This is a genomic window from Acidocella aminolytica 101 = DSM 11237, from assembly GCF_900129125.1.
Taxonomy (GTDB): Bacteria; Pseudomonadota; Alphaproteobacteria; order Acetobacterales; family Acetobacteraceae; genus Acidocella; species Acidocella aminolytica.
Genome location: NZ_FQVJ01000005.1, coordinates 117,988 through 142,045, shown reverse-complemented (window position 1 = coordinate 142,045; position 24,058 = coordinate 117,988). Strand labels below are relative to the sequence as shown.

At 58.0% G+C, this 24,058-nt stretch carries 23 protein-coding genes, 1 tRNA gene and 1 pseudogene; 20 read left to right on the top strand and 5 right to left on the bottom strand.

Going from position 1 to position 24,058, the window contains the following annotated elements:
• Positions 1 to 18 precede the first annotated feature (18 nt).
• The 7 genes from benC to BUB54_RS04570 all read left to right on the top strand — a co-directional run bounded on the left by benC (position 19) and on the right by BUB54_RS04570 (position 5,312).
• On the top strand, positions 19 to 1,029 hold the full coding sequence (benC, locus tag BUB54_RS04595) for a benzoate 1,2-dioxygenase electron transfer component BenC (RefSeq protein WP_048878303.1): 1,011 nt from the start codon (positions 19 to 21) through the stop codon (positions 1,027 to 1,029).
• Positions 1,026 to 1,802: a benzoate diol dehydrogenase BenD gene (benD, locus tag BUB54_RS04590; RefSeq protein WP_048878304.1), complete on the top strand. Its 777-nt coding sequence runs from the start codon at positions 1,026 to 1,028 to the stop codon at positions 1,800 to 1,802. Before benC ends, benD begins: the two co-directional genes overlap by 4 nt.
• 96 nt (positions 1,803 to 1,898) lie before the next feature.
• Complete coding sequence (locus BUB54_RS21400) at positions 1,899 to 2,270, top strand: STAS domain-containing protein (RefSeq protein WP_241869347.1); 372 nt, start codon at positions 1,899 to 1,901, stop codon at positions 2,268 to 2,270.
• Positions 2,271 to 2,284: 14 nt separating this feature from the next.
• Complete coding sequence (locus tag BUB54_RS21395) at positions 2,285 to 2,974, top strand: MlaE family ABC transporter permease (RefSeq protein ID WP_244890748.1); 690 nt, start codon at positions 2,285 to 2,287, stop codon at positions 2,972 to 2,974.
• Entirely contained in the window at positions 2,971 to 3,705 is a 735-nt protein-coding gene (locus BUB54_RS04580; protein WP_048878305.1) for an ABC transporter ATP-binding protein, read from the top strand. Before BUB54_RS21395 ends, BUB54_RS04580 begins: the two co-directional genes overlap by 4 nt.
• Entirely contained in the window at positions 3,705 to 4,700 is a 996-nt protein-coding gene (locus BUB54_RS04575; protein ID WP_048878306.1) for an MlaD family protein, read from the top strand. Before BUB54_RS04580 ends, BUB54_RS04575 begins: the two co-directional genes overlap by 1 nt.
• Positions 4,701 to 5,312, top strand: coding sequence for an ABC-type transport auxiliary lipoprotein family protein (locus BUB54_RS04570; RefSeq protein WP_048878307.1), 612 nt, complete (start codon positions 4,701 to 4,703; stop codon positions 5,310 to 5,312).
• A gap of 2 nt (positions 5,313 to 5,314) precedes the next feature.
• Here BUB54_RS04570 and BUB54_RS04565 read toward each other — a convergent pair whose 3' ends face one another.
• Positions 5,315 to 6,550 carry an SfnB family sulfur acquisition oxidoreductase gene (locus tag BUB54_RS04565; RefSeq protein WP_073211311.1) on the bottom strand — a complete coding sequence of 412 codons (1,236 nt, stop codon included), beginning with the start codon at positions 6,548 to 6,550 and terminating at the stop codon, positions 5,315 to 5,317.
• 411 nt (positions 6,551 to 6,961) lie between these two features.
• On the opposite strand from BUB54_RS04565, the gene adh reads away from it, so the two are divergent.
• From adh to BUB54_RS04505, 12 genes are all read left to right on the top strand, one after another.
• Entirely contained in the window at positions 6,962 to 8,494 is a 1,533-nt protein-coding gene (gene adh, locus BUB54_RS04560; protein ID WP_048878308.1) for an aldehyde dehydrogenase, read from the top strand.
• Complete coding sequence (locus BUB54_RS04555; protein ID WP_048878309.1) at positions 8,494 to 8,853, top strand: DUF779 domain-containing protein; 360 nt, start codon at positions 8,494 to 8,496, stop codon at positions 8,851 to 8,853. The genes adh and BUB54_RS04555 overlap by 1 nt, the downstream gene beginning before the upstream one ends.
• A gap of 157 nt (positions 8,854 to 9,010) precedes the next feature.
• Positions 9,011 to 10,738, top strand: a complete 1,728-nt coding sequence (locus BUB54_RS04550; RefSeq protein ID WP_048878310.1) for a PQQ-dependent dehydrogenase, methanol/ethanol family — start codon at positions 9,011 to 9,013, stop codon at positions 10,736 to 10,738.
• Positions 10,716 to 11,555 carry a type 2 periplasmic-binding domain-containing protein gene (locus BUB54_RS04545; RefSeq protein WP_048878311.1) on the top strand — a complete coding sequence of 280 codons (840 nt, stop codon included), beginning with the start codon at positions 10,716 to 10,718 and terminating at the stop codon, positions 11,553 to 11,555. Before BUB54_RS04550 ends, BUB54_RS04545 begins: the two co-directional genes overlap by 23 nt.
• 6 nt (positions 11,556 to 11,561) lie before the next feature.
• Complete coding sequence (locus BUB54_RS04540; RefSeq protein WP_048878312.1) at positions 11,562 to 11,972, top strand: c-type cytochrome; 411 nt, start codon at positions 11,562 to 11,564, stop codon at positions 11,970 to 11,972.
• A gap of 105 nt (positions 11,973 to 12,077) precedes the next feature.
• The gene (gene pqqA / locus BUB54_RS22015) at positions 12,078 to 12,155 is read left to right on the top strand and encodes a pyrroloquinoline quinone precursor peptide PqqA (RefSeq protein WP_139284795.1); all 78 of its coding nucleotides are present in this window, start codon (positions 12,078 to 12,080) and stop codon (positions 12,153 to 12,155) included.
• Positions 12,156 to 12,194: 39 nt separating this feature from the next.
• Positions 12,195 to 13,124 carry a pyrroloquinoline quinone biosynthesis protein PqqB gene (gene pqqB / locus BUB54_RS04530; RefSeq protein WP_048878313.1) on the top strand — a complete coding sequence of 310 codons (930 nt, stop codon included), beginning with the start codon at positions 12,195 to 12,197 and terminating at the stop codon, positions 13,122 to 13,124.
• A complete protein-coding gene (gene pqqC, locus BUB54_RS04525; RefSeq protein WP_048878314.1) occupies positions 13,121 to 13,870 on the top strand; it encodes a pyrroloquinoline-quinone synthase PqqC in 750 nt (249 codons plus the stop codon). Before pqqB ends, pqqC begins: the two co-directional genes overlap by 4 nt.
• Complete coding sequence (pqqD, locus tag BUB54_RS04520; protein WP_048878315.1) at positions 13,861 to 14,136, top strand: pyrroloquinoline quinone biosynthesis peptide chaperone PqqD; 276 nt, start codon at positions 13,861 to 13,863, stop codon at positions 14,134 to 14,136. Before pqqC ends, pqqD begins: the two co-directional genes overlap by 10 nt.
• Positions 14,133 to 15,230 carry a pyrroloquinoline quinone biosynthesis protein PqqE gene (pqqE, locus tag BUB54_RS04515; RefSeq protein ID WP_048878316.1) on the top strand — a complete coding sequence of 366 codons (1,098 nt, stop codon included), beginning with the start codon at positions 14,133 to 14,135 and terminating at the stop codon, positions 15,228 to 15,230. The genes pqqD and pqqE overlap by 4 nt, the downstream gene beginning before the upstream one ends.
• Positions 15,212 to 17,599 (top strand): TonB-dependent receptor, encoded by a 2,388-nt coding sequence (locus BUB54_RS04510; protein WP_048878317.1) that lies wholly within the window; start codon positions 15,212 to 15,214, stop codon positions 17,597 to 17,599. Before pqqE ends, BUB54_RS04510 begins: the two co-directional genes overlap by 19 nt.
• 253 nt (positions 17,600 to 17,852) lie before the next feature.
• On the top strand, positions 17,853 to 18,677 hold the full coding sequence (locus tag BUB54_RS04505) for a transporter (RefSeq protein WP_048878412.1): 825 nt from the start codon (positions 17,853 to 17,855) through the stop codon (positions 18,675 to 18,677).
• Positions 18,678 to 18,737: 60 nt separating this feature from the next.
• On the opposite strand, the gene BUB54_RS04500 is transcribed toward BUB54_RS04505, so the two are convergent.
• Both BUB54_RS04500 and BUB54_RS20180 read right to left on the bottom strand, forming a co-directional pair.
• Positions 18,738 to 20,126, bottom strand: a complete 1,389-nt coding sequence (locus BUB54_RS04500; RefSeq protein WP_048878318.1) for an APC family permease — start codon at positions 20,124 to 20,126, stop codon at positions 18,738 to 18,740.
• A gap of 241 nt (positions 20,127 to 20,367) precedes the next feature.
• Positions 20,368 to 20,813: pseudogene (locus BUB54_RS20180) on the bottom strand (nuclear transport factor 2 family protein); the annotation flags it as partial.
• Positions 20,814 to 21,051: 238 nt separating this feature from the next.
• Between BUB54_RS20180 and BUB54_RS04485 the strand changes: the two are divergent.
• Entirely contained in the window at positions 21,052 to 22,353 is a 1,302-nt protein-coding gene (locus BUB54_RS04485; protein ID WP_048878319.1) for a Glu/Leu/Phe/Val family dehydrogenase, read from the top strand.
• A gap of 61 nt (positions 22,354 to 22,414) precedes the next feature.
• Here BUB54_RS04485 and BUB54_RS04480 read toward each other — a convergent pair.
• Positions 22,415 to 22,489 (bottom strand) — tRNA-Met (locus tag BUB54_RS04480).
• 101 nt (positions 22,490 to 22,590) lie between these two features.
• Positions 22,591 to 23,997, bottom strand: coding sequence for an APC family permease (locus BUB54_RS04475; RefSeq protein ID WP_048878320.1), 1,407 nt, complete (start codon positions 23,995 to 23,997; stop codon positions 22,591 to 22,593).
• Between the last annotated feature and the right edge of the window lie 61 nt (positions 23,998 to 24,058).

The window sequence follows — 24,058 nt, the reverse complement described above, 5'->3', positions numbered from 1 at the left end:
AAATTCAGGAAATGGACTATGAGCTACCGTGTCGCACTGAACTTTGAGGATGGCATCACGCGTTTTATCGACGTGAAAGAGGGCGAGAAAGTGCTCGATGCCGCCTACCGGAATAAGATCAATCTGCCCATGGATTGTTCAGATGGTGTCTGCGGCACGTGTAAATGCCGATGCGAGAACGGCGCGTACGATCTGGGCGATGAGTATCTTGACGAGGCGCTGACCGCTGATGAAGTGGCGCAGGGTATGGTGCTCACTTGCCAGATGGTGCTGGAAAGCGATTGCACGATCGCGGTGCCGATGGCTTCCGGCGCTTGCAAGATCAAGCCCGTGCAGCAGGAAGGCAGTATTGTGGAACTGGCGCAGCTTTCGCCCAGCACCATTCTACTGAAGCTTGCTCTGGAGCAGCCGGTTGAGTTTCTAGCCGGGCAATATGTGCAACTGGCCATTCCCGGCACTGCGGAGAGCCGCGCTTATTCCTTCAGCACAAAGCCAGGCGCCAAGGAGGCGGGGTTTTTGATCCGCAATGTGCCGGGCGGGCGGATGAGCGGCTGGTTGAGCGAGGTGGCGAAGCTGGGGGAGAGAATGAGCTTCACCGGCCCGTCCGGCAGCTTTTATCTGCGTCCCGTGGAGCGGCCGGTTTTGATGCTGGCGGGTGGCACGGGGCTGGCGCCGCTGCTTTCCATGCTGGAGGTGCTTGCTGAAAGCGGCACGAACCAGATAGTGCATCTGATCTATGGCGTGACGCGGGACGGAGACCTGGTGGAAACCGACCGGCTGGATGATCTGGCGGCACGGCTGCCGAGCTTCAGCTGGACAAGTTGTGTCGCGGACCCGGAGAGCGCGCACCCTCGCAAGGGCTATGTCACCGAGCATTTGGCCGGGACGCCGGTGGAGGCGGGAGATTGCGATGTATATCTCTGCGGGCCGCCGCCGATGGTGGAGGCGGTGCGCCAGAGCTTTGCGGCGCGCGGGTTCATGCCGTCCCGCTTCCTGTATGAAAAATTCGCTGTGAGTGTAGCAGCATGATGTTTCAGGGACGGTTCGAGGGCAAGGCCATGGTGGTGACGGGCGCGGCGCAAGGCATTGGCAAGATGGTGGCGCTGCGTGCCGCGGCGGAGGGCGCGCGGGTGCTGCTTGTGGACCGCGCGCCGTTTGTGACCGAAACTGCGGTGGCGGCCGATGGCGAGGCTTATGGCTTGGTCGCGGACCTGGAAAGCTATACGGGCGCTGAAGCGGCCATGGACAAGGCGCGGATGTTGTTCGGCGGGATTGATGTGCTCATCAATAATGTGGGCGGTGCGATCCGTATGCGGCCTTACCATACGTTTGAGCCCGGGCAGATTGAGGCGGAGATCCGGAGGTCCTTAATGCCCACGCTCTGGTGCTGTCATGCTGCGCTGCCGGTGATGCTGGCGCAAAGGCGGGGGACCATTGTGAATGTATCATCCACCGCGACCTGCGGCATAAGGCGTGTCCCGTATTCGGCAGCCAAGGGGGGGGTTAACGCGATCACTGCCTCTCTGGCTATGGAATATGGGCCGTTGGGCATCCGCGTTGTAGCGGCGGCGCCGGGCGGTACGCAGGCCCCGCCGCGCCGCGTGCCGCGCAACCCGGATGGTGACAACGACCAGGAACAGGGCTGGATGGCCGAAGCCGTGACGCAGGTTACAGCCTCCACTTACATGAAACGTTACGGCACGTTGGAGGAACAGGCCGGGCCGATTTTGTTTCTAGCCTCGGATGAAGCCGCCTATATCACGGGCAGTGTGCTGCCAGTTTCTGGCGGCGATCAGGGGTGAAACGAAGAGTCCATGTTTTAAACAGCATTATCGTAATAAATTAACCAGTGCCGTGCCTAGCCAGCCGCCGAAAACTGCGGCAAGCTGAAGCTTGGCATGCAAGCTGATCTGAAAGTCTCTGCTGGACGGATCATACTGCAAGGGGCGCTCACCGCACGTGGGCTTGGCACCTTGTGGCAGCGCGCCACGCGTGCGGCGGCGGATGCGGCGGATGCGCGGCTGGAGATTGAGCTTTCAGACGTTAAAAAGCTGGATAGTTCCGGGGCCGCGCTGATTTTGGCCATGGAACGCCGCCATGGCGGCGAGGTGGAGATTATCGGCGCGGATCCGGCTAGCTTGGCCTTGCTGGCGCAGTTGCGCGGGGCCAGCCGCCCGCCCAGACCACGCTGCTTCCCGCCAAACCCCCATTTTGGCACGGGCTGCGGAAGAGTTGGTGGACAAGGATCGCGTTTTTTGGCGCGACGCTGACCGCCGTGCTGGCCTTGCCCGTCAATTTACGGCTGCTCCGCCGGTCGGATTTTGGGGTGATTGCGGAGCGTGCCGGGTTGCAGGCGCTGCCGCTGGTGCTGGTGCTGGGGTTTCTCATCGGCATGATTCTGGCGTTTCAGTCGGCGGTGCCGATGCGCCAGTTCGGCGCTGATCTTTATGTCGCGGATCTGGTGACCATCGCCTTGTGCCGGGAACTGGGGCCGTTATTGGTGGCGGTGATTCTGGCCGGGCGCACCGGCTCGGCTTATGCGGCGGAGCTGGGTACCATGCAGGTGAATGACGAGATCTCCGCCTTGGTAACCATGGGCATCAACCCCACCACCATGCTTGTGTTGCCGCGTATTGCCGCCGCGATGATGGTGATGCCGGCCCTTACCGTGGCGATGGATGCAGCGGGGTTGACGGGCATGGCCTCTGTGCTGGCGGCGTTTGGGTATCCTTTTTCCGCCATCAAGGCGCACATCACCATTTTGTCCGCGCCGGGGGATTTTTTGCAGGGGCTGCTCAAGGGGGTTGTTTTCGCGGCTGCTGTGGCGTTGATCGGCTGCCGAGCGGGGCTGACCGCCAGCGGCGGGCCTCGCGCGGTGGGGCAGGCGGCCACGGCGGCGGTAGTGGGCGGCATTGTCGCCACGGTGCTGTTGGATGGGCTGTTCGCCGTGATCCTGTACCGGCTGCACCTATGAGCGCGCTGATTCAGGTGCGGGAGGCCACGCAGGTTTTCGGCACCAGGACCATTTTCCGCGATGTGAGTTTCGGGATCGACCAGGGGGAGGTGTTCGTGATCCTCGGCGGATCGGGGTGCGGCAAATCCACGTTGCTGAAACAGATGATCGGCCTGCTGCCGCCCACGGCGGGGGAGATCACCGTGGCCAGCTATAGTGTAAACACCCAGGTGGAGGAGGTGCGGCGGCATATTGGGGTGATGTTCCAGTCCGGCGCGCTGTTCGGCTCCATGAACTTGCAGGAAAACGTGTCTCTGCCGCTCGCGGTGTTCACGGACTTACCCAAGGAGGCTTGCGCGGAAATCGCCCGGTTGAAGCTGGGGCTGGTGGGGCTGACGGAGGCGGCATCGCGCCTGCCGTCTGAAATCTCAGGCGGTATGGTCAAGCGCGCCGCCATTGCCAGGGCGCTGGCGCTGGACCCGCCGATTTTGATGCTGGATGAGCCCTCCGCCGGGCTGGATCCGGTGACCTCCGCCGGGCTGGACCGGCTGATTCTTGGCTTGCGGGACAGTCTAGGAACAACCTTTGTGGTGGTCACGCACGAACTGGCTTCGATTATGGCGATTGCCGACCGCTGCGCCATGCTGGACGCGAAGGCGCAAGGGCTGATTGCCCTCGGCAAGCCGCAGGATTTGAAACAAACGGCCACGGACCCGACGGTGCGGGCCTTTTTTCACCGGGAGACGCTTTGATGGAGCTGAATTCCGCGAGCTTTCGGGTTGGGGCGTTCGTGCTGGGCGGTGTTGTCTGCCTGGTGGCCCTGTTTTTGTTTCTCTCTGGCGGGCTGTTCCAGGGCGGGCGGATTTATGAAAGCTATTTCAGTGAATCCGTGCAGGGGCTTTCCGTTGGGACCGCGGTCAAATATCGCGGCGTGCCAATTGGAAGCGTGACGTATCTTGGCCTTGCCGCCCTGGATTATGCGCCCAGCGCTAGCGTTGTCACGCATCAGCGCCAGTATCGCCAGATCGTTGTCCGGTTTCGGCTGAATTACAAGAATGTTAATGAAGTGGATATTGAGCGGGCGGTGAAATTCGGGCTGCGCGCGCAGATTAAGCCGCAGGGCATTACCGGCCTCTCTTATATTGACCTCAGCTTCACGAACCCCGCGAAAGCGCCGCCTGAAACCGTTCCCTGGACGCCGGAATATCCCGTGATTCCCTCGGTGCCGAGTACATTGACCCAGGTGCAGGACGCGGCGGAGAAAATCCTTAGCTCCTTCAGCGAGATTGATGTGAAGCAGATGAGCGATAACCTCAACCAGCTGCTGGCGACGCTGAATCATCAAATGAGTTCGGGTGACGCCAAAAAGGTGATTAAAAGCGCAGATGCGCTGTTGCAGAATCTTAATGAGGCCGTGGTGCGGAGCGATCTGCCCGGCACCGCGGCCAGCCTCCGCAATCTGGCGGGGGGCAAGCAGACACAGCAAATTCTGGCCAAGCTGAACCAGACTACCGCACAACTGGCCAAGGTGAGCGCCCAACTGCCCGCGCTGGTAGCGGCGTCTCAGGCCACCATTAATAAGGCCGACGAAACTACGGCGGATTTGCAGGCGCAACTGCTGCCCATCCTGCAATCTATGCGTAGCACCATGGATAATCTGCGTGATCTGTCCGCCAGCCTCGCGGTGAACCCCAGCCAGGTGATTTTGGGCGCGCCGCCACCACCGCCGCCGCAAGGGAGCAAGTAAATGCTGTATCGCCGTCTTGTCCTCGCCGCGCCGTTGAGCTTGGCCGCCTGCGGCTCTGTGTTGCCGAAGCAGAAATATGTGCCCCGCACGGTTTGGCCCTTGCAGCCAGCCCCCAATACAGCCGCGCAGGCGGGTAAGGGGCCGGTGTTGCTGGTGCGGGCCGTGAACCCCGCGCCGGGGCTGGAGCAGCGCGGCCTGCAAAGCCTGACGGCGGACGGTAACCTGTTGGTGGATTATTATAATCTCTGGGCCGTGCCCCCGGCCGAGGCGGTGACGCAAGGGCTGGTGACCTGGGCGCAGGCAAGCGGTTTGTTTTCCGCTGTGGTGACACCCGGCAGCCGCCTGACGCCGGGATTGATTGCCGAGGGGGAGCTTTCTGAGCTGCTGGTGGATGTTCCGGCCAATATGGCGCGGGTGCGGATGACGCTGCTGGTGATTAAACCCTCAGCGGCGTCCGGCGGGTTCGCGCGGCCTTTGGCGCAGGTGAAGCTAGCCGCCAACGCCCCGGTGCAAGGCAGCGGCGCGGCGGCGCAGGCGGCGGCGCAGAACGCGGCCGTGGCCAAACTACTGGGCGACGCCGTGGAGCAACTCTCCCGCTTCGCCGGGCACTGACCTCAGGGCTTCACGCGCAGCTTGCGCACGGGTTTGCCCGGCAGGGTGTCAGTGAGCAGGTAATTGCCGATGGCATGGTAGCGCCATTGGTTGGCGTCATGCACCGTATGGGTCCGCAAATTGCGCCAATGCCGGTCCAGCCCTAGCGCGCCGGAGGTTGAGGACGCGCCGGCGAGAGAGAACAGGTCGTTGGTGACCGCCAACCCCGCATCCTCCGCATAGGCTTTGGCGGCTGAGACGGCGATGGCGGCGGTCCCGGCGGTCTCAGCTGTGAGGTCGGCGCGGGCCGTGTCTAGGGCCAAGGCGGCGTCGCGTAGCAGTAGCTTCGCGGCGCGCATACGGGTTTCAAGTTGGCCGAAGCGTAGCAACACATGTGGGTCGGCATCCGCGCGCTCCACAGCCGCGCCAAGGCGCGGGCGGATGCGGCCACGCAAAATTGCCACCGCGTCCGCCAGCGCGTTTTCCGCTATGCCGACATCAATGGCGGCATGGAGAAGCTGGCCGAACGGGTGGAAAATGCTCTCACGCTCGAACAGCCGGTAATGCGGCACAACCTGATCTGGCGAGACGGCGACATTTTCGAAAATCGTGGTGCCGCTATAGGCTGCGCGTTGGCCCATGGCGTCCCAATCTTCTTCCACGGTCAGGCCCTGCGTGTGGCGGGGCACGAAAATGAGCACAAAACGCTCCTGCTCATCAAATGCCGCCACCGGCAGCAGGTGCGCAAGCACCGCGCCGGTGCAGTAGAATTTTGTGCCGTTTAGCCGCAGCCGTCCCTCTTTATCCGGCAGCAGTCGGGTGGCGAGGTCCAAGGCCGAGCCTCCGCCGCGTTCGGCCTGGGCGTTGCCCAGCCGGGCTCCGGCCAGCACCGCGCCAAAAATGCCGGCTTTTTGTTCAGCGGACCCATCCTCGCGCACGGCTTGCAGAAACAGGAAATGGCTTTGCGTCATCTGCGTTATGGCCGGGTCGCCGGCGGAGAGGGTTTGGAACACGCGGATCATGGTCTCGAACGAGACATCAGCACCGCCAAATTCCGCTGGAACCGTGATGGCGAGAATCCCGCTAGCGGAAAGTTTTTCCATTTCAGCCGCGGGCGGTGAGGGGTGATGGTCCCGCATGGCGGCGCCTTCTTCCAGAAACAGGCGCAATGTTTCCGCTGTTTCCAGTGCTTCAGACGCGGACGAAATAACGTGTGCCGCGTGCGACAACAGACCGGGATTCAGGAAGGGACTATCCATGATGAAACGCTCTGTAAAACTGAAAACAAAGAAGAAATATGTATGTCAGTATCATGTCATGTGGATTTTCTAACGAAAAAGTCCAGAACCTCTTTTAATCCCATGCGGGTGTGTAAAAAATGCTGCGCTGCAAACAAACAAATGGGAGCGACAAAATCTGCCGGAAGCTATGAAAGCAGATCTTGGTGAATGGCCAAGGATATGGCTTTGAGTGTTGCACAATACGCTGAAAGTGTGTGTGTCACTTTGCAACAGTGTGTTCTTTCGGGACGGCATCAAGCTGTTCCACCAAGGTTTTAAAATGGAAAAACTGAGGCGTATGGCACCTTTCAGATTTTGGCACGGTGTTTGCTGGGTGATTGGCAACGTCCATTCGCGGCTAAACCGCTCTTACAAAATGAGGAACTGACTATGCTCGACGCCGCCATTGCCCCTCTTTCCGGGAGCGCCATTTCCGGCTTTTCCTTCAAGGCGCGTTACGACAACTTCATTAACGGTAAATTCACCGCGCCACTCTCCGGTCAGTATTTTGATAATGTCTCGCCCATCACCGGTCAGGTCTTTACGCAGGCCGCGCGCTCGAATGAGGCGGATATCAATCTGGCGTTGGATGCTGCCCATGCGGCCGCCGAAGCCTGGGGCAAGCGGCCCGCTGCTGAGCGTGCACAAATTCTTCTGAAAATGGCTGACAAAATGGAGCAGAATCTCGATCTGCTCGCCTACGCCGAGACTGTTGATAACGGCAAGCCAATCCGTGAAACCACCGCAGCGGACGTGCCGTTAGCCATTGATCATCTGCGTTACTTTGCGTCTTGCGTCCGCGCGCAGGAAGGCGCTCTATCCGAGATTGACCACGACACCGTGGCTTATCATTTCCATGAGCCGCTTGGCGTTGTTGGCCAGATTATTCCCTGGAACTTCCCGCTGCTGATGGCGGTCTGGAAGCTGGCTCCGGCGCTTGCCGCTGGCAATGCCGTGGTGCTGAAGCCTGCTGAGCAGACCCCGATTTCCATTATGGTGCTGATGGAGTTGGTGGGTGACCTGCTGCCGCCGGGTGTTCTTAACGTGGTGAACGGGTTTGGGCTGGAAGCTGGCAAACCACTCGCCTCCTCCAACCGTATCGCCAAGATTGCCTTTACCGGTGAGACCACCACGGGCCGTCTCATCATGCAGTATGCTAGCCACAACCTGATTCCGGTGACGCTGGAGCTGGGCGGTAAATCCCCCAACATCTTCTTCTCCGACGTGATGGCTGAAGATGACGATTTCCTCGACAAGGCGATCGAAGGTCTGGTGCTGTTCGCGCTAAACCAAGGTGAGGTTTGCACCTGCCCGTCCCGCGCCTTCATCCAGGAAGACATCTTCGACAAATTCATGGAGCGTGCGCTGAAGCGTGTTGCGGCGATTAAGCAGGGCAGCCCGCTGGACCCCGCCACCATGATTGGTGCGCAGGCGTCTTCTGAGCAGATGCAGAAGATCATGTCCTATATCGACATTGGTCAGCAGGAAGGCGCGAAGATGCTGATTGGCGGCGGCAGGGCCGACCTCGGCGGTGCGCTCTCCAGCGGGTTCTACATCAACCCGACTGTCTTCCATGGCCACAACAAAATGCGCATCTTCCAGGAGGAAATCTTCGGGCCGGTGCTGTCCGTGACCACATTCAAGAACGAGGAAGAAGTTTTGGGCCTCGCTAACGACACGCTGTATGGCTTGGGTGCCGGTGTGTGGTCGCGTGATGGCAACCGTGCGTACCGCATGGGTCGCGGCATCAAGGCGGGCCGCGTGTGGACCAACTGCTACCATCTCTATCCGGCGCATGCGGCGTTCGGCGGGTACAAGCAATCCGGCATCGGCCGTGAGACCCACAAGATGATGCTTGATCACTATCAGCAGACCAAAAACCTGCTGGTGAGCTACAACCCGAAGCCGCTGGGCTTCTTCTGATGGTTGAGCGTCCAGCGCGGGTTCTGGCTACACCAGCCGCGCTGGATCTGATCGCCCGGCTGCAAGAGAAATATGGAAAGATCATGTTTCATCAGTCGGGCGGGTGCTGCGATGGATCGTCGCCCATGTGCTACCCGGTGGGCGATTATCTGGTGGCGCCGGACGATGTGAAGCTCGGTGAAATTGGTGGCGCTGAATTTTTCATGAGCCAAAGCCAGTTTGAATATTGGCGTTACACCCAGCTGACCATCGACGTTGTTGAGGGCATGGGTGGCATGTTTTCGTTAGAGAACGGGACGGGGCTGAGGTTTCTCACGCGCTCCAGAGTGTTCACTGATACGGAGCTTGAACTTTTATAAAAAACACAGGCACCGTGAAGCCATAACATAAAGAGCTTCAAGAATATCATTGCGCGGCGCGTGATGATGGCGGGCGAAAGCGCGCGGTAGTGGCTTTGTTAAGAAAGCCGATGAGTTTAGTTTTGGTCTAGAATGTAAAAGAATAAGGGGAAACAGAATGAAGAGTTCTTCTTCAAAGCTTGCAGGGAGATTGTTGGCGGGAGTTGGTATTGGTCTTGCTGTTGGTTTAGCCGCCGCGCCCGTGGCGAAGGCTGACCAGGCCGCTTATACGCCCGTGACGACCGACATGCTGAACAATGCCGGCAGCAATGATGGCTGGCTGATGTTCAACCACGACTATAGCGGTCAGGACTACTCCCAGCTGAACCAGATCAACACCAGCAATGTGGGTACGCTGACCACCGCCTGGACAACGCCGAAGATCGACATCCCGGATGCATTCGAGGGTGTGCCTGTGGTGAATGGCAATTACATGTTTGTCACCACAGCCAAGGACCATGTGATCGCCTACAACGCGACAACCGGCCAGAAGCTGTGGGAATATGTCTATAAGCTGCCGCAGGCCGCCTTTAAGACCCTGTGCTGCGACACCAACAACCGTGGCGTTGCGCTGTATGGCAACATGGTCATCTTCGGCACGTTGGATAACCACGTTGTGGCGCTGGATGCCGCGACTGGCGATGTGAAGTGGAACGTGTCCCTGGCCGAGCCCGGCGTTGGGTATTCCATCACCGAAGCGCCGCTGATCGTGAACGGCAAAGTGATCATTGGTTCCGGCGGCGGCGAATATGGCGCGCGTGGGTTCATCGTGGGTCTGGATGCAGAAACCGGCAAGATGGACTGGAAGTTCTACTCCACCCCGGCTGAGGACCAGCCCGGCGGCAACACGTGGCCCAAGGGCGCGTACAAAACCGGCGGCGGTTCGCCGTGGATGACTGGCACCTATGACCCCTCTACCGACACGCTGTTCTGGGGCATCGGTAATCCTGGCCCGTGGCTGGCGACCATGCGTCCTGGCAGCAACCTCTACACCGACTCTGTGGTGGCGCTGGATCCGAATACGGGCAAGCTGAAATGGTACTACCAGTACACCCCGAATGACACCTGGGATTATGACGGTGTGAACACCCCGGTGCTGACCAACCTGACCTATAAGGGCAAGGATTATAAGGCGCTGATCTCGCCGAGCCGTAACGGCTATATCTATGCGATCGACCGTACTAACGGGAAGCTCATCTATGCCGAGCCGTTCGTGCACGACACCTCCATCACCGGTATCAAGGATGGCGTGACCCAGACCAGCCAGGCGCTGCGTCCGGCGCTGGGCAAGACCATCACCACCTGCCCGTCCTTCCTGGGTGGCAAGAACTGGTGGCCGATCGCCGTGGATCCGCAGACTCACATGGCCTATGTACCCACGCTGCATGCTTGCATGAGCATGAAGGGTGTGCCCGTGACCTATGCGGCCGGCCTGCCATATCTGGGTGAGACCTTCCAGATGTTGCCGGACCCGACGGACCCGAATCATCTGGGCTCCTTCCAGGCGATTGATCTTGATACCGGCAAGCAGGTTTGGCAGCATCAGACCAAGGACGTCTGGGATGCTGGCGCCCTCTCCACCGCTGGTGGGCTGGTGTTCTCCGGTACGCCGGATGGCAAGCTGCATGCCTTCGATGCCAAGACCGGCAAAGAGCTTTGGAGCAGCCCGCCGTTGGGCTCCGCAATCCTGGCCGATCCTGTGGCTTATAGCGTGAATGGGACGGAATATGTTGCAGTTTGGACGAGCTATGGCGGCGTGTGGCCCATGTGGGCGGGCAAGCTGGCCGATTCGCTCAAGAATACTCCCCGCTTCGGACAGCTCCATGTCTTCAAGCTTGGCTCCTGAAGGTGACCTGACCCGGCCGCGCAAGCGGCCGGGGATTTTCTCCTCTGGCGCCATGCTGCTGACGGCGGCGCTGCTTGCTCCTGGCTTGGCCCATGCGGGAACCATCACGTTTTGCGTGGATAAAGCCAACCCTATGGTCTCAACCGATATGGCGGTTGCGCAGGCGGCGGCACAGCAAGCGGGGGATGTGGCGGCGTTTGTCGTCCGTGACTCCCTGCACGCCAGCAGCGGTGGTGACGATGATGGTCCGCGTGGTGAAAACCAAAAGAGTTTTCAGGCGCTTGGCCGACAATGCGACCTGATCATGGGGTTCCCGCTTGAAGACGGCGGCGGCAATATCCCCGAAGGTATGAGTGCAACCCAGCCTTATGCCCGGACCGGATTTGTGGCTGTGGGGCAAGGGCAGGTTTCGGGTGGTTTCAAGGCGTTGTTGCATGAGGGCCAGATTGGCGTGCTCAGCATGTCCCCGGCGACGACGTATTTTACCATCAAAAACGTCTCTCATGAGCATGTGTATTTTTCGAACGATCAGCTCTTCGACGCAATGTTGAATGGCCAGGTGCAAACGGCTCTCATCTGGCGTCCCTGGCTGAACCAGGAACTCGCGATGCATCCCAAGGCTGTGCATGTTGCGGAATTGAACATGCCCTACGCAAATTGGAACGTTGTTGCCCTGTATCCACAATCGGCGCAGAATAACGCAACTGTGAAGGCTTTCAATGCGGCTCTTGCCTCGCTGAGCGCCTCTCATAAGCTGGGCGGGGTCGTAAAGCCTTACGATATACCGACCAATAACGTTTCGGGAATGGAAGAGTGAAATAAAATGAAGCTTGTGAAAATCGGTGCCTTCGGGCTGGCTGCGTCGCTTCTTGCCGTTGCTGCTCAAGCGGGGACCCCGCCCGCGATCTATACGGCTCCTCAAGCCCAGGCGGGTGCGTCTGACTTTTCTCAGAATTGTGCCATGTGCCACGGCGCCAATCTGGAAGGTGGGGCGGGGCCGGCTCTGGTGGGCCAGGCTTTTGCGTCCGCGAGCAATAACTACACCGTAGGGGCCATTTTCACCGAGCTTTCCCAGCAAATGCCTGCTGGCCAGCCGGGCAGCCTGAGCCATACGCAGTATGAAGACATCATGGCCTACATTCTGCAGAAGAACGGCTACCCCGCTGGCAGCACGGCCATCAGCTACGACAAGGCGATGGGTGACACCACACCGCTGGTCTCGCAGGTTAAGTAATAAAGACGTCCCCAGGCCGGAAAGGTCTGTAAAAAGAATTTGCAAGTCTGTTGCAAATACCGGCGCTGCCCGGCGCCGGGTTTTATAAACCAAGGAGGAAGAACTATGTGGCGTAAACCGTCTATCAAGCAAATTTGCATTGGCGCTGAGATCAACTCTTACGTCTCTGCTGGCCGTAAGTAAGATAAAGCTCCCGGTCCAAGGTCAGGTTGAGTTAATCTCATGCGTGTAAGAGTTCTTGGATCGGCTGCCGGCGGCGGGTTTCCACAGTGGAATTGTCATTGTTCTGGCTGTAGGCGTGCCCGCGCCGGTGATCCGGCGGTAAAACCCCGTACCCAAGCCTCTTTGGCTGTCAGTGCTGATGGCAAGAGGTGGGTGCTGCTGAATGCCAGCCCGGATCTTCCCGCGCAGCTGCGCGATAACGATATTCTGCACCCTGACAATAACGGCCCCGCGCGGAATAACCCGATTGCGGCCGTGATTATCTCCGGCGGTGATATTGATTGTATCACTGGGTTGCTCACCCTGCGTGAAGGACATGCCTTCCGGCTTTACGCTCAAGATTTCGTAATGTCCGTGCTGAATGCCAATCAGGTTTTCAGTGTCATGAATGGTGATTTGGTGGCGCGGGAGATTCTGCCCCCCGCCAGCCCGGTGACGTTGCACGACGCGTCTGGCCAAGAGCTGGGGTTGCGTGTCGAGGCGTTTCCGGTTCCTGGTAAAATACCGCTCTACCAAGAGGAAGGGCGGGATCTTTCCGCACTGGTGAGCGCAGAAAGCGTCATTGGCTTGTCGGTTACGGATGACGCAGGCAAGACATTATTATTTATTCCCGGCTGTGCGCATGTGACGCCGGAGATTTTAGAACGCGCCAAGAACGCTGAAATAGTGTTTTTCGACGGCACGCTCTGGCAGGATCGGGAAATGATCGATGCTGGCTTGAGCCAAAAAACAGGCGCGCGTATGGGGCATATTTCCGTTTCGGGTGAGTGCGGCACGATTGCCGCATTTTCCGCATTGATGCGGACTCGCAAGATCTTCATCCACATTAACAATACAAACCCGATCTTGTGCGACGATTCCGAAGAAGCCAAAAAAGTTAGAGATTCAGGCTGGGACGTTGCCTATGACGGGATGGAGGTAACGCTATGACAAATATGCTCTCACAAATGGGACTTGAAGCTGCACTGCGCGATGTTGGCGCGTCCCGCTATCATAGCTTGCACCCGTTTCATAAGCTTTTGCATGGTGGTAAGCTAAGCAAGACCCAAGTTCAGGCTTGGGCGTTGAACCGTTATTATTACCAAGCCTGCATTCCCATTAAGGACGCCATCGTTCTCTCCCGCTTGCCGGATGCTGCCTCACGCCGGGTATGGCGGCAGCGTATCGTGGATCATGATGGTGAAGCGCCGGGCGATGGCGGTATTGCGCGCTGGCTGCGTCTGGCCGAGGGCGTGGGGCTGGATCCCGCTTATGTGGAATCCACCGCCGGCATTCTGCCCACTACGCGTTTTGCCGTGGATGCGTATGTTCACTTTGTTCGCGACCGCTCATTGCTTGAGGCCGTGGCGTCTTCTTTGACCGAGCTATTCTCACCGACGATCATCGCGGAACGTGTTGCCGGTATGTTGGCGAATTATGATTGGGTGTCGAAAGATACGCTGGTCTATTTCAATGCCCGTCTCACCCAGGCGCCGCGCGACGCTGATTTTGCTTTAGAATATGTGAAGCAACACGCCACCACACGCGCCGAGCAAGAGAAGGTGATCGACGCGCTGCGGTTTAAATGCGATGTGCTGTGGGCGCAGCTTGATGCGCTTTATGCGGCTTATGTCGAGCCGGGCCATATTCCGATGGGAGCCTTTGGATCAGACGAGGCTTTGGCTCGTTGCGCGTAACGCCAGACAGCGTACCCCGCCTGCGGCGCGGGGTACGTCGGCAATTTGACAAGACACGCGATACTGCTGTGCTGATGGCGCCGGAGCGTGTCATTGTGCTGGATGACATTGCCGACGCGATCATCATGGAATGTGACGGGCATCGCAGCGTTGCGGAGATCGTCACCGTGCTGGCCGCGCGCTATCAGGCACCGGAAGACGAAATAAGCTCCGATGTCACCGAGTTTTTTGAGGACCTAGCACAAGCTGCGCTGGTAACATTATGAACCAAATTGCTCCCCGCATCGCACCGCCTTTCGCGGTTATGGCTGAACTCACGCATCGCTGCCCGTTGCAATGCCCTTACTGCTCCAATCCCTTGGAAATGCTTAAGGCTAGGGCTGAGCGCGATACGGCGTTCTGGCGCGGTGTGATTCGTGAAGCGGCGGAGATGGGGGTGCTGCAAATCCATTTCTCTGGCGGTGAACCTACTCTGCGGTCTGATCTGGCGGAACTGATAGCATACGCCACTGAACAAGGGCTTTATGCGAATCTTATTACCTCAGCCGTGTTGTTGAATGAGGACAAGCTGGCCTCTTACGCGCAGGCTGGGCTGGGACATGTGCAGATCAGCCTGCAAGGGGCGGATGCGGAAACGGCTGATCATATCGGCCATTATACGGGTGCGCACAAGAAGAAGCTTGAGGTTGCTAAGCTTGTCACAAAGCTCGGCCTGTCTCTGACAATCAACGCTGTCGTTCATCGGCAAAACCTCGAGCAACTGCCCAGAATTATTGATCTGGCATTGCAACTGGATGCGGACCGACTGGAAATTGCGCACGTGCAGTATCACGGCTGGGCCTTTGCAAACCGGGCGGCTTTAATGCCCACGCGCGCCCAGTTTGAGGCGGCCAACGCTCTTGTGGATGCACGCCGTGAGGACATCGGCGCGCGGATGCAGATTGATTACGTTGTGCCGGATTATTACGCGGATTTGCCGAAAACCTGCATGGGAGGCTGGGGGCAGAAAATGTTGAACATCGCCCCGGACGGTCGTGTTTTGCCCTGCCATGCGGCAGAGACAATTCCGGGGCTGGTATTTTCCCGTGCGGATGAGCTGCCGTTAAGCGAAATCTGGGAAGGTGGACATGCCTTCAACAAATTCCGTGGCACGAGTTGGATGCAGGAGCCATGTTCAAGCTGTGCACTCAAAGAGGTTGATTGGGGGGGGTGCCGTTGTCAGGCCATGGCCATTACCGGCGACGCGGCGGCGACAGACCCGGTTTGCTCCCGCTCCCCGCGTCACGACGCAATGAACGCCATGGCGGCGGCGGAGGCGCAGGGAGCGCCCCATGAATTTAAATGGAGGAGGATCTTGTGACGCATTGCCGTCTGTTACGGCCGGCTTTATTGGCTGGTATCGCCTTGGCTCCGGGTGTTAGCTGGGCACAGGCGGCAAACTCCACAAGCTCCGCAAACAACCAGGACTCCAAATACCAGATTATCAATGTTCATATCGGCGCCTCTCCGTTAGGGGGCGGTATTCCGGTACAAAAATGGCCCACGGCGGTTCAGACATTTTCGTCCCAGGACCTGACCAAAAACGGTGCAGCAGACCTCACGCGGACGATGGAACAGCAGGCTGCGGGCGTAAGCATGCAGAACAGCCAGGCGAATCCGTTTCAGCCGACCTTGCTGTATCATGGCTATACCCTCTCCCCCATCCAGGGCACGCCCGCCGGGCTTTCCGTTTATGTGAATGGCGCGCGTTTCAACACCCCTTTTGGCGATCTCGCCATGTGGAGCCTGCTGCCTGACGACGCCATCGATTCTTTCGATATTGTCGCGAATAATCCAGTTTATGGCCTCAACGCGCTGGGTGGCGCCATCGATGTGAAGATGAAAAACGGCTTCACGGCGCCTGGCGGTGAGTTTGAGATTGAAGGCGGCTCTTTCGGCACGGTTCAAGGCCATCTGGAATATGGTAAGCAGGTTGGCAACACGGCGGGCTACATTGATATTTCCGGAGCCCGCCAGAGCGGGTGGCGCGATGAGCAGGGCTCTGATCTGAAAAATGCGTTTGCGGATCTAGGCTGGCGCAGCAACAGGGCTGAACTGCATGTGAATGTGATTGCCGCGCAATCGGGCTTGCATGGGCCAGGAGCGGTTCCGGTTGATGTGTTGCAGGCTGATCCCGCCGCGCAATTCACGGGGCCAAATTCTATCAATGACAAATATGTCCGTGTCAGCAGCACGCTGAACCTGAAGCTGACGGAGAAAACATCCCTACAGGCTGTTCTCTATTACGAAAATCTTTGGGAACATCTGATAAACGGCAATGGGCCAAGTGATTTACCCTGCGGCGATGGACAATATCTCTGTCAGGGTGGAGCAGGCGGCGCTTATTCTACTACGGTAGGCGGCGGGATTATTCCGCAATATTTGCCAACCGGCGATAATGCCTATGGTCAGCTCAACCTGAACACCACGAACACAAACGGGTATGGCGCTTCCGCGCAAATCACCCATAAAGGCGTTTTGGGGCAGCTGGTGGCGGGTGTTAGTTATGATGGCGGCTACACCACCTATTCCGCTGCCGCTTATGACGGCGCGCTTTCTCTGAATACGCGTGACTACTACGCTCTGTCTGGTACTGGGCTGGGATATATGGTTGATGAACCTGGCACCGTGCCAGTGGATGTTGGTATTCGTAATGCTTATTACGGTTTTTACGCAACGGATACTTACAACATCACCAAGAAGCTCGCTCTTACCGTGGGTGGGCGTTTCAATATTGCACAGATCGCGCTACATAATCAGCGTGGCTACGACCCTAACGCCGCGCCCGGTGGCTTGAATGGCAGCCACTATTACCAGCACTTTAATCCCTCTGTGGGGGCAGCGTATAACATCACGCCGCTCGTCACGGTTTACGGCAGCTGGTCTGTCCAGAACGCGGCGCCCACACCGGCGGAACTTTCCTGCGCCAGCCCACAAGACAGCTGCGCCCTTGCCAATTTCATGTCCGGGGATCCGCCGTTAAAGCAGATCGTCTCCCGCAATTTTCAAATGGGTATGCGCAGCACCTTCATTGTCGGAGGTCTCAACTTCCTGAGTGTTCAGGCGGATGTCTATGATGATGAAACGAGCGACGACATCCAGTTTCTGCAATCTCCTTATAATCCGCAAGGGAATGGGTATTTCGCTAACATCGGCAGTGTGCACCGGCGTGGGGGCGATCTTGCTGTGCAATTTACCGCGACGCGTTGGCATCTCTACGCCGCCTATTCACGTATCCAGGCCACATACGGATCCAGCTTTGTTGAGCAAAGCAACAGCCCGTATGCGGATAATAACGGCAATATCACTGTTAATAAAGGTGACTTTGTCCCCGGCATTCCCGAAAACTTATTTAAGTTCGGTGCGGATTATCATGTGACCCGACGCTGGATCGTCGGCTTCACGGGCACGGCGCAAACTGGCAGTTATCTGATCGGCGATGCGTCGAACCAGGATAAGAAGCTTCCCGGATACGCACTTCTGAATCTGAATACGCGCTACCTGCTGACCCCGCATGTCACTCTTTTTGGCAATATCAATAATGTCACCAACCAGCGTTATTATGTGTACGGCACATATTCCAGTATCGGCGACGTTTATGTTGCCCAGGCACCGAACTATAACAATCCACGTAGCTACTCCACTGGTGCTCCGATTGGTGTTATGGCGGGCATGAAAGTCACGTTCTGATTTGTCCTTTTTCGCAACAGTGCGGAAAAATATGACAGGGTTGAGACGGTCTGTCGTTGGAAAATCCCTTTGTTTTCAATAAATGTAGGTTTGGCACGAAACGTGCTGTGTTAGTTTTTGCCGAGTTTTGTCTGCGATGTCATTTCGTGGAGAAGACGAAGCTTCAGAGCGCTAACAATGGCGCCTGAACGTTCAAGGTAAAATTAACGTATTGGGCGGCTTTTCAATGCTGCCACAGAATACAGGGGGAAACATGAAGTTTCATGAACGGAAGCGTTCGGCCCGCCATCTGAAGATGGCGCTTGCCTTGCTCGCGGGTTCCGCGCTCACGGGTATTGCTTCGCCGGCCTTGGCGGGTTCTGTGACCCAGCCGGGTGAAACGGTTGGCCTGGCGACAGGTGCGCCATTGCCGCAAGGCGTCTATCTGCTGGATACAACGGATTACGGCCAATACGGTAAAGAAACGCTTGGCGTTACCATTCCGGTTATTGCTTGGTCTACGCCTGTTCAATTGCTGGGTGCGCGTTTGCAGCTTTTCGGCGCTTTCCCGCTGGCTGAAGCCAGCACGCCGACTTTCCATGTGCAGGGCTGGTACAATCCCTGGTTCGCTGGGCAACTCGCGTGGAATCTGGGGCATGGTGTGGGCGTTTCTTACTTGCTCGGCACCTATCCCAAGCTACACAGCCCTGTCGCAAACGATGCGACTACCATTAACCAGCGTTTTGCCGCGTCTTATACGGCGAATGGTTATAACCTCACCGCCAATCTGATTCTGGGTAACGAGGTTGATAACTCCTCTGTTGATGCGCAGAAAGTGCCGAACTATCTGAACCTCGATCTGACCGCGACAACGAGCTACGGTAAGTGGAGCTTCGGCCCGGTTGGCTATTATTCAACCGATACCAGCACGCCTTATTCCGGGTATCATAAGCAGAGCCAGTTCGCGATGGGCGGCTTGGTTGGCTATAATTTTGGTCCGGTTATTTTGCAAAGCTATCTGACGCACGACGTTACGCAGACCAACTACCCGGGCAACGATACGCGCTTCTGGTTCCGCATCCTGGTTCCCGTGAGCTAACATTTAGTTATTTTATAGTGAAGGCATGGCGGAACTGGCCGCCATGCCTTTTTGTTGTGGTCAGGTCTTTTGAAGGTCGAAGGAACCGCTTTCCATATCGTGCTCAAGCCCCAATAATGTTTGCGGCATCTTGTACTTCAGCAGCGCGAACCATACGAATCCAACGAACATGTACACTGCAAAACCATAAGGGAAATAATTATACGGCGCGGCAGGAACAGGGTACAGGCTACCCGCGAGAGACAGGCCCATAAGAACCGTCCCCAAGGCCCCCATGATGTAATCTCCGGTGGAGGCTTTTCCCATTTTCCGCAGCAATGCCGGGGCGGCGATAGAACAGGCCATATAGACGAGAATGAACCCAAAGCTGGCGATGGTGCCGAAATAGCCGAGCAAATCAGTATAAGCGTGGTTGCTGAACGCAACGCAGACCACGGCATTCAGCGCACAGCCAATCGTCACAGCGACATGCGGCGTTTTGTGGCTAGCATGAACCGTTCCCACGCTGCTATGCATCAGTTGGTAGCGGCCGAGGGAAAATAGCATACGGCTGAATGCGTTGATGGAGGCCAGCGCGCAGGCGAAGCAGCTGATGCTGGCGCCGATGTAAATGGCCAGGGTCAGCCCTTCACTTTTGCCGGATACGAGCGCATTCATAGGTCCGGCGCTTGCGCCGAGTTTGGCGGCATCGTCACCAAACCCCTGGGTGATGATGTAGGTGGTGATGACAAAGAAAATGCCCGCGATGATCGGCGTTAAAATCACCGCGCGGGGGATCACGATGTTCGGGTTCCGTGTTTCCTTGCCGAGAGTGGCCGCACTTTCAAACCCGACATAAGAGAAGATACCGAACACAATCGCCTGCGCCACGGATGAAAAAGACGCGCCTGAAAGCGTGTCCTGCTTCACATCCAGCGCGAAACCATGGGCGTGCCAGGAGATCAGGCAAACGAGCAGAATGATGCTCATGGAGACAGCTTCAATAGTCAGTCCAACGCGTGAGGAGATGCGTACATCGCGCACCGCCAGTAGCCAGACGCCAATGGAGATTAGTGTAAACAAGACGGCTCTTGGCAAAACCGGCAGGCCAAAGGCGGACAGCAGGTCCTGCAGAAACAGCCCCGTTGCGGCAGTGAGGGCCATGGCGGTGAAAAGATACGCCGCCAACATCGCCCAGCCAGACAAGATCCCCCAGCCAGGCCCAAGCCCACGTGAGACATAGATGAAGAATGATCCCGCCGCTGAAATCTTCGAGGCGAGCTTGCCGATGTTAATGCCGATAATAACGAGCGACACCGTCGCCAGCACATAAACCAGCCAGGAGGCGGTGCCTGCCATGCCCGCCACCACGGCCACCGCTACCGCTGGGGTCAGGGTAGGGGAGACGTTGGCAACCGACTGGCCAAGGGCTTCCAAGAGCGAAAGGCTATCCTTGCGCAACTCCGACATCGGACTTGTTCTCCAAAAAGGGATTTTATAAGGACCGGAAAGATTGTTTCCTGTAGAGCAATTTTTTTTATTTGACTGGCGACCGTGGTTCAAGGGAAAAGTGAAAAAATATGCAAATTAGATTCGGCCACCAACGTGCGCGGGAAAAAAGATTAAAAAATAAGCAATTTTAATAGGGGTAGGCTAAAAAGCCACCCCACCTTCATGAAGGGGCTGGCTGTCGGTTTCCTGGCGTGGTGGGTTAAAGACCCAATTCGCTGAGGCCCGGATGCGCGTCGGGCCAGTGGCCGAGCGGCCAGTGGAGTTTTCGCTTGCTCTCTTGCGGGGGCGGGTCGCTAACGCTGGCAAAGCGGGGCTGCATTAGTCCGTCCGCGTCGAATTCCCAGCTCCCATTGCCGTAGGAGCGGAACCAGTTGCCGTTGCCATCGTGCCATTCTAGGCAAAGCGCACGGAGATTCGGTTGCCGGTAAAGCTCCAAAGCCCCTTGATCAGCCGGTAATCCAGATTCTAGTCCCATTTGCGGGTCAGAAACGCGACGATCTCGGCCTGGCCGGTGATAAATTCCGCACGGTTTCACCATTGGCTGTCCGACGTGTAAACCAGCGATACCTTCTCGGGATTACGGCTGTTCCAGCCATCTTCCGACAGCCGAACCTTGGTGCGGGCGTCTTCTTCGGTGAAGGGAGGGGAGAAGTGCGCTCATTTTAATCACTTCCGGTGCCCAAACTTCATGCTAAACACAGCCCTAGCCTCCAGCCACTGCCGCCAACGCAGCCCTGCCTCTCAGTTGGGAGCGGCTGACGGGTCAGATTAGCGGGTGTAGATTCCTGTATAAATAAAGTTTCTTGCCGACTGCCTTTTGCCTCGCTCAGGCCGTGTGTCTGGGCGCAATAATAAGAATACGGATCAAACAAAGGGAAACAATATGGCTGATACTCAACATAGTCCTGTTTACTCCGCGAATTTGTCTTATGTCTCGCCTAAGCCGGAAAGCCCCTGGGGCACTTATCTCGCCCAGGTCGATCGCGTTTTGCCTTATATGGGCGACCTTGCCCGCTGGTCCGGCACGCTGCTCCGCCCTAAGCGCGTGCTGATCGTGGATGTGCCCATTCAGCTCGATAGCGGCGAGATCGCGCATTTTGAAGGCTATCGCGTCCAGCACAGCCTCTCACGCGGACCCGGCAAAGGCGGTGTGCGCTACCACCCGGATGTAACACTGGAAGAGGTGATGGCGCTTTCCGCCTGGATGACGGTGAAGAATGCCGCCGTGAACCTGCCTTTTGGCGGCGCCAAAGGCGGCATCCGGCTGGACCCAAAAATGCTTTCGAATCAGGAGCTTGAGCGCGTCACCCGCCGTTATACCAGCGAGATCGGCATTATTATCGGCCCGCAGCGGGACATTCCGGCGCCGGATGTGAACACCAACGCCCAGACCATGGCCTGGATGATGGACACTTACTCCGCCAATGTTGGTGCCACCACCACCGGCGTGGTTACCGGCAAGCCAATTAGTCTGGGCGGCTCGCTGGGGCGGGTAAAGGCCACCGGGCGCGGTGTGTTCGTGACCGGACGCGAAGCCATGCGGCGGCTGAAAATCCCCATGGAGGGCGCGCGTGTCGCCATTCAGGGGTTCGGCAATGTGGGGGCCAACGCGGCTGAGCTGTTTGCCCATTCCGGCGCCAAGGTGGTCGCGGTGCAGGACCATGGTGGCGGCGTGTTTAACAGCAACGGGCTGGATGTTGCGGCGCTGACCGAGCATGTGTTGACGCACGGCTCCGTGGCGGGCTTTTCCGGCGGTGAAATTCTGGGTCTTGAGGATTTCTGGGGCGCGGATGTGGATGTGATCATACCCGCCGCTCTTGAAGGTCAGATCACCGAGCGCCGGGCCGAGCGCCTGCGCGCCAAGCTGGTTCTGGAAGCCGCAAACGGCCCCACCGTGCCGGGCGCGGACGACATTCTAGCTTCGCGCGGTATCACTGTTCTGCCGGACGTGATCTGCAACTCGGGTGGCGTCATCGTATCTTATTTCGAATGGGTGCAGGATTTTTCATCCTTCTTCTGGAGCGAGGAGGAGATTAATCTGCGGCTGGATAAAATCATCACCGGCGCGCTGCACCATATCTGGGCCACTTGTGAGAAATATAATTTCAGCCTCCGCACCGGCGCCTTCGTGGTCGCCTGCGAGCGGATCCTTCAAGCCCGTAACGAGCGCGGCTTGTATCCATAAGATCAGGTTGGTGAGAGAATTAATCCGGGCGGGACCAGACCAGCGCCCGGAGAGCCCCTCATGGTAGCGGCGGGCGGATTTGAACCACCGACCAAGGGATTATGATTCCCCTGCTCTACCACTGAGCTACGCCGCCACAAGAGGTGAAGCTGCGGGTACTTCGGCTTGAAACAGAAGTCAATGGTCAAAAAAGGCCCCAGGTTTGCACCTGGGGCCGGTTGAGGAAAGCCGTTGGCTTCAGCCTTCCATATCGTTGGCAATACTCGCCAGCACCTGCGGGGATTTCGCTTTCAGCACCAGGAACCAGACCAGCCCGATCAGCATATAAATCAGGAAGGCTGGGGGCAGGGCGTTAAACGGCGCTTCGGGGAAGGGCACCACAGAGCTGTAAATTACAAAGCCCATCAGTACCGCTCCCAGCACGCCGAGCAGGATATGCACAGGGCTGCCCGCGCCGTTGCGGTAGGCATCCACCGGGGCGGTGATGCAGACGGCGAAATACACAACCACAAACCCATAGGTGGCGATGGTGCCGGTGAGACCAAAGGCGTTGAGGAAACCTTGCGGTAGCAGCGCCAGGATCAGGATCAGCGCCAGCGCGCCGGAGGCTAGCACCGCCATGTGCGGGGTTTTATGGGTCTTGTGTACCAACCCCATGGAGCCATGCAGGAACTGATAACGCCCCATGGAGTACAGAATACGCGAGCTGGCATTGATGCAGGCCAGCGCGCAGGCAAAGGCGCTGACGATGGCGGCGAAATACACCACGCCTGCGGCCCAGGGTAAGCCTGCTTTGCTGGTCATTGCGGCGAAGGGCGAGGAGGACCCGCCGATGGCGCCGGCATTGTCATCCATGCCCATCACCATGCAGTAGGAGATGATCACAAAGAAAATCCCCGCCACGGCAGCGGAGCCGACCACGGCGAATGGCACGTTCTTGTGCGGGTTGGCGGATTCCTTGGCCAATGTGGCCGCGCTTTCAAAGCCCACGAAGCTGAACACGCCGAACACCAGCGCGGACATCACTGCGCCGAAATGGATCTTGCCGATATCAAGCTGCACTGGGTCCACGACCGTGCCATGCTTGCCGATAACAATGGCGGTGATGATGATGATAATGCCAATGGAGACGGATTCCAGCACAAGCGCCGCGCGGGAGGAAAGCTGAATGTCACGGTACGCCGCGAATACCACCGCCCCCAGGAACAGCACCGCGATCACAGTCAGTGCAGTATTGGACAGTGTGATATGGAACACCGCTAGCAAATTTCCCAGGAACAGCGGTACGCCGAACACCACGGCAGCGGCGGTGGTCAAATAGGCAAGAATCATTGCCCAACCCGCCAGTGCGCCCGAGACTGGCCCGAAATTGCGGCCGATATACACAAAATAAGACCCGGCCTCCGGGTGGCGCCGAGCCAGAACAGAGATGCAGGCTCCAACGAACACAAGCCCAACCGTGGCGATCAGATACGCCATCCACGAGCCCACCCCGGCCAAGCCCGCGACCACGGAGATGTTCAGCGCTGGCGTCAGGGTAGGAGCGATATTGGCGATGGATTGCCCCATCATTTCAAAGCGGTTCAGCACACCATGCTTAAGCTGCGGTGGGGCATGAGCGGCAACGTCCGTCGTAGCTACCATACAAAAAGCCTCCTGGTTGAAACTTAGCCGCGGTTTTACCGGGGCGTCCCCCGGTAAAACC

Excerpts from the sequence above, each read along its gene's own strand:
- benC (WP_048878303.1), top strand. The coding sequence starts at position 19 with ATGAGCTACCGTGTCGCACTGAACTTTGAGGATGGCATCACGCGTTTT.
- benD (WP_048878304.1), top strand. The coding sequence starts at position 1,026 with ATGATGTTTCAGGGACGGTTCGAGGGCAAGGCCATGGTGGTGACGGGC.
- BUB54_RS21400 (WP_241869347.1), top strand. The coding sequence starts at position 1,899 with ATGCAAGCTGATCTGAAAGTCTCTGCTGGACGGATCATACTGCAAGGG.
- BUB54_RS04580 (WP_048878305.1), top strand. The coding sequence starts at position 2,971 with ATGAGCGCGCTGATTCAGGTGCGGGAGGCCACGCAGGTTTTCGGCACC.
- BUB54_RS04575 (WP_048878306.1), top strand. The coding sequence starts at position 3,705 with ATGGAGCTGAATTCCGCGAGCTTTCGGGTTGGGGCGTTCGTGCTGGGC.
- BUB54_RS04570 (WP_048878307.1), top strand. The coding sequence starts at position 4,701 with ATGCTGTATCGCCGTCTTGTCCTCGCCGCGCCGTTGAGCTTGGCCGCC.
- BUB54_RS04565 (WP_073211311.1), bottom strand. The coding sequence starts at position 6,550 with ATGGATAGTCCCTTCCTGAATCCCGGTCTGTTGTCGCACGCGGCACAC.
- adh (WP_048878308.1), top strand. The coding sequence starts at position 6,962 with ATGCTCGACGCCGCCATTGCCCCTCTTTCCGGGAGCGCCATTTCCGGC.
- BUB54_RS04555 (WP_048878309.1), top strand. The coding sequence starts at position 8,494 with ATGGTTGAGCGTCCAGCGCGGGTTCTGGCTACACCAGCCGCGCTGGAT.
- BUB54_RS04550 (WP_048878310.1), top strand. The coding sequence starts at position 9,011 with ATGAAGAGTTCTTCTTCAAAGCTTGCAGGGAGATTGTTGGCGGGAGTT.
- BUB54_RS04545 (WP_048878311.1), top strand. The coding sequence starts at position 10,716 with ATGTCTTCAAGCTTGGCTCCTGAAGGTGACCTGACCCGGCCGCGCAAG.
- BUB54_RS04540 (WP_048878312.1), top strand. The coding sequence starts at position 11,562 with ATGAAGCTTGTGAAAATCGGTGCCTTCGGGCTGGCTGCGTCGCTTCTT.
- pqqA (WP_139284795.1), top strand. The coding sequence starts at position 12,078 with ATGTGGCGTAAACCGTCTATCAAGCAAATTTGCATTGGCGCTGAGATC.
- pqqB (WP_048878313.1), top strand. The coding sequence starts at position 12,195 with ATGCGTGTAAGAGTTCTTGGATCGGCTGCCGGCGGCGGGTTTCCACAG.
- pqqC (WP_048878314.1), top strand. The coding sequence starts at position 13,121 with ATGACAAATATGCTCTCACAAATGGGACTTGAAGCTGCACTGCGCGAT.
- pqqE (WP_048878316.1), top strand. The coding sequence starts at position 14,133 with ATGAACCAAATTGCTCCCCGCATCGCACCGCCTTTCGCGGTTATGGCT.
- BUB54_RS04510 (WP_048878317.1), top strand. The coding sequence starts at position 15,212 with ATGGAGGAGGATCTTGTGACGCATTGCCGTCTGTTACGGCCGGCTTTA.
- BUB54_RS04505 (WP_048878412.1), top strand. The coding sequence starts at position 17,853 with ATGAAGTTTCATGAACGGAAGCGTTCGGCCCGCCATCTGAAGATGGCG.
- BUB54_RS04500 (WP_048878318.1), bottom strand. The coding sequence starts at position 20,126 with ATGTCGGAGTTGCGCAAGGATAGCCTTTCGCTCTTGGAAGCCCTTGGC.
- BUB54_RS04485 (WP_048878319.1), top strand. The coding sequence starts at position 21,052 with ATGGCTGATACTCAACATAGTCCTGTTTACTCCGCGAATTTGTCTTAT.
- BUB54_RS04475 (WP_048878320.1), bottom strand. The coding sequence starts at position 23,997 with ATGGTAGCTACGACGGACGTTGCCGCTCATGCCCCACCGCAGCTTAAG.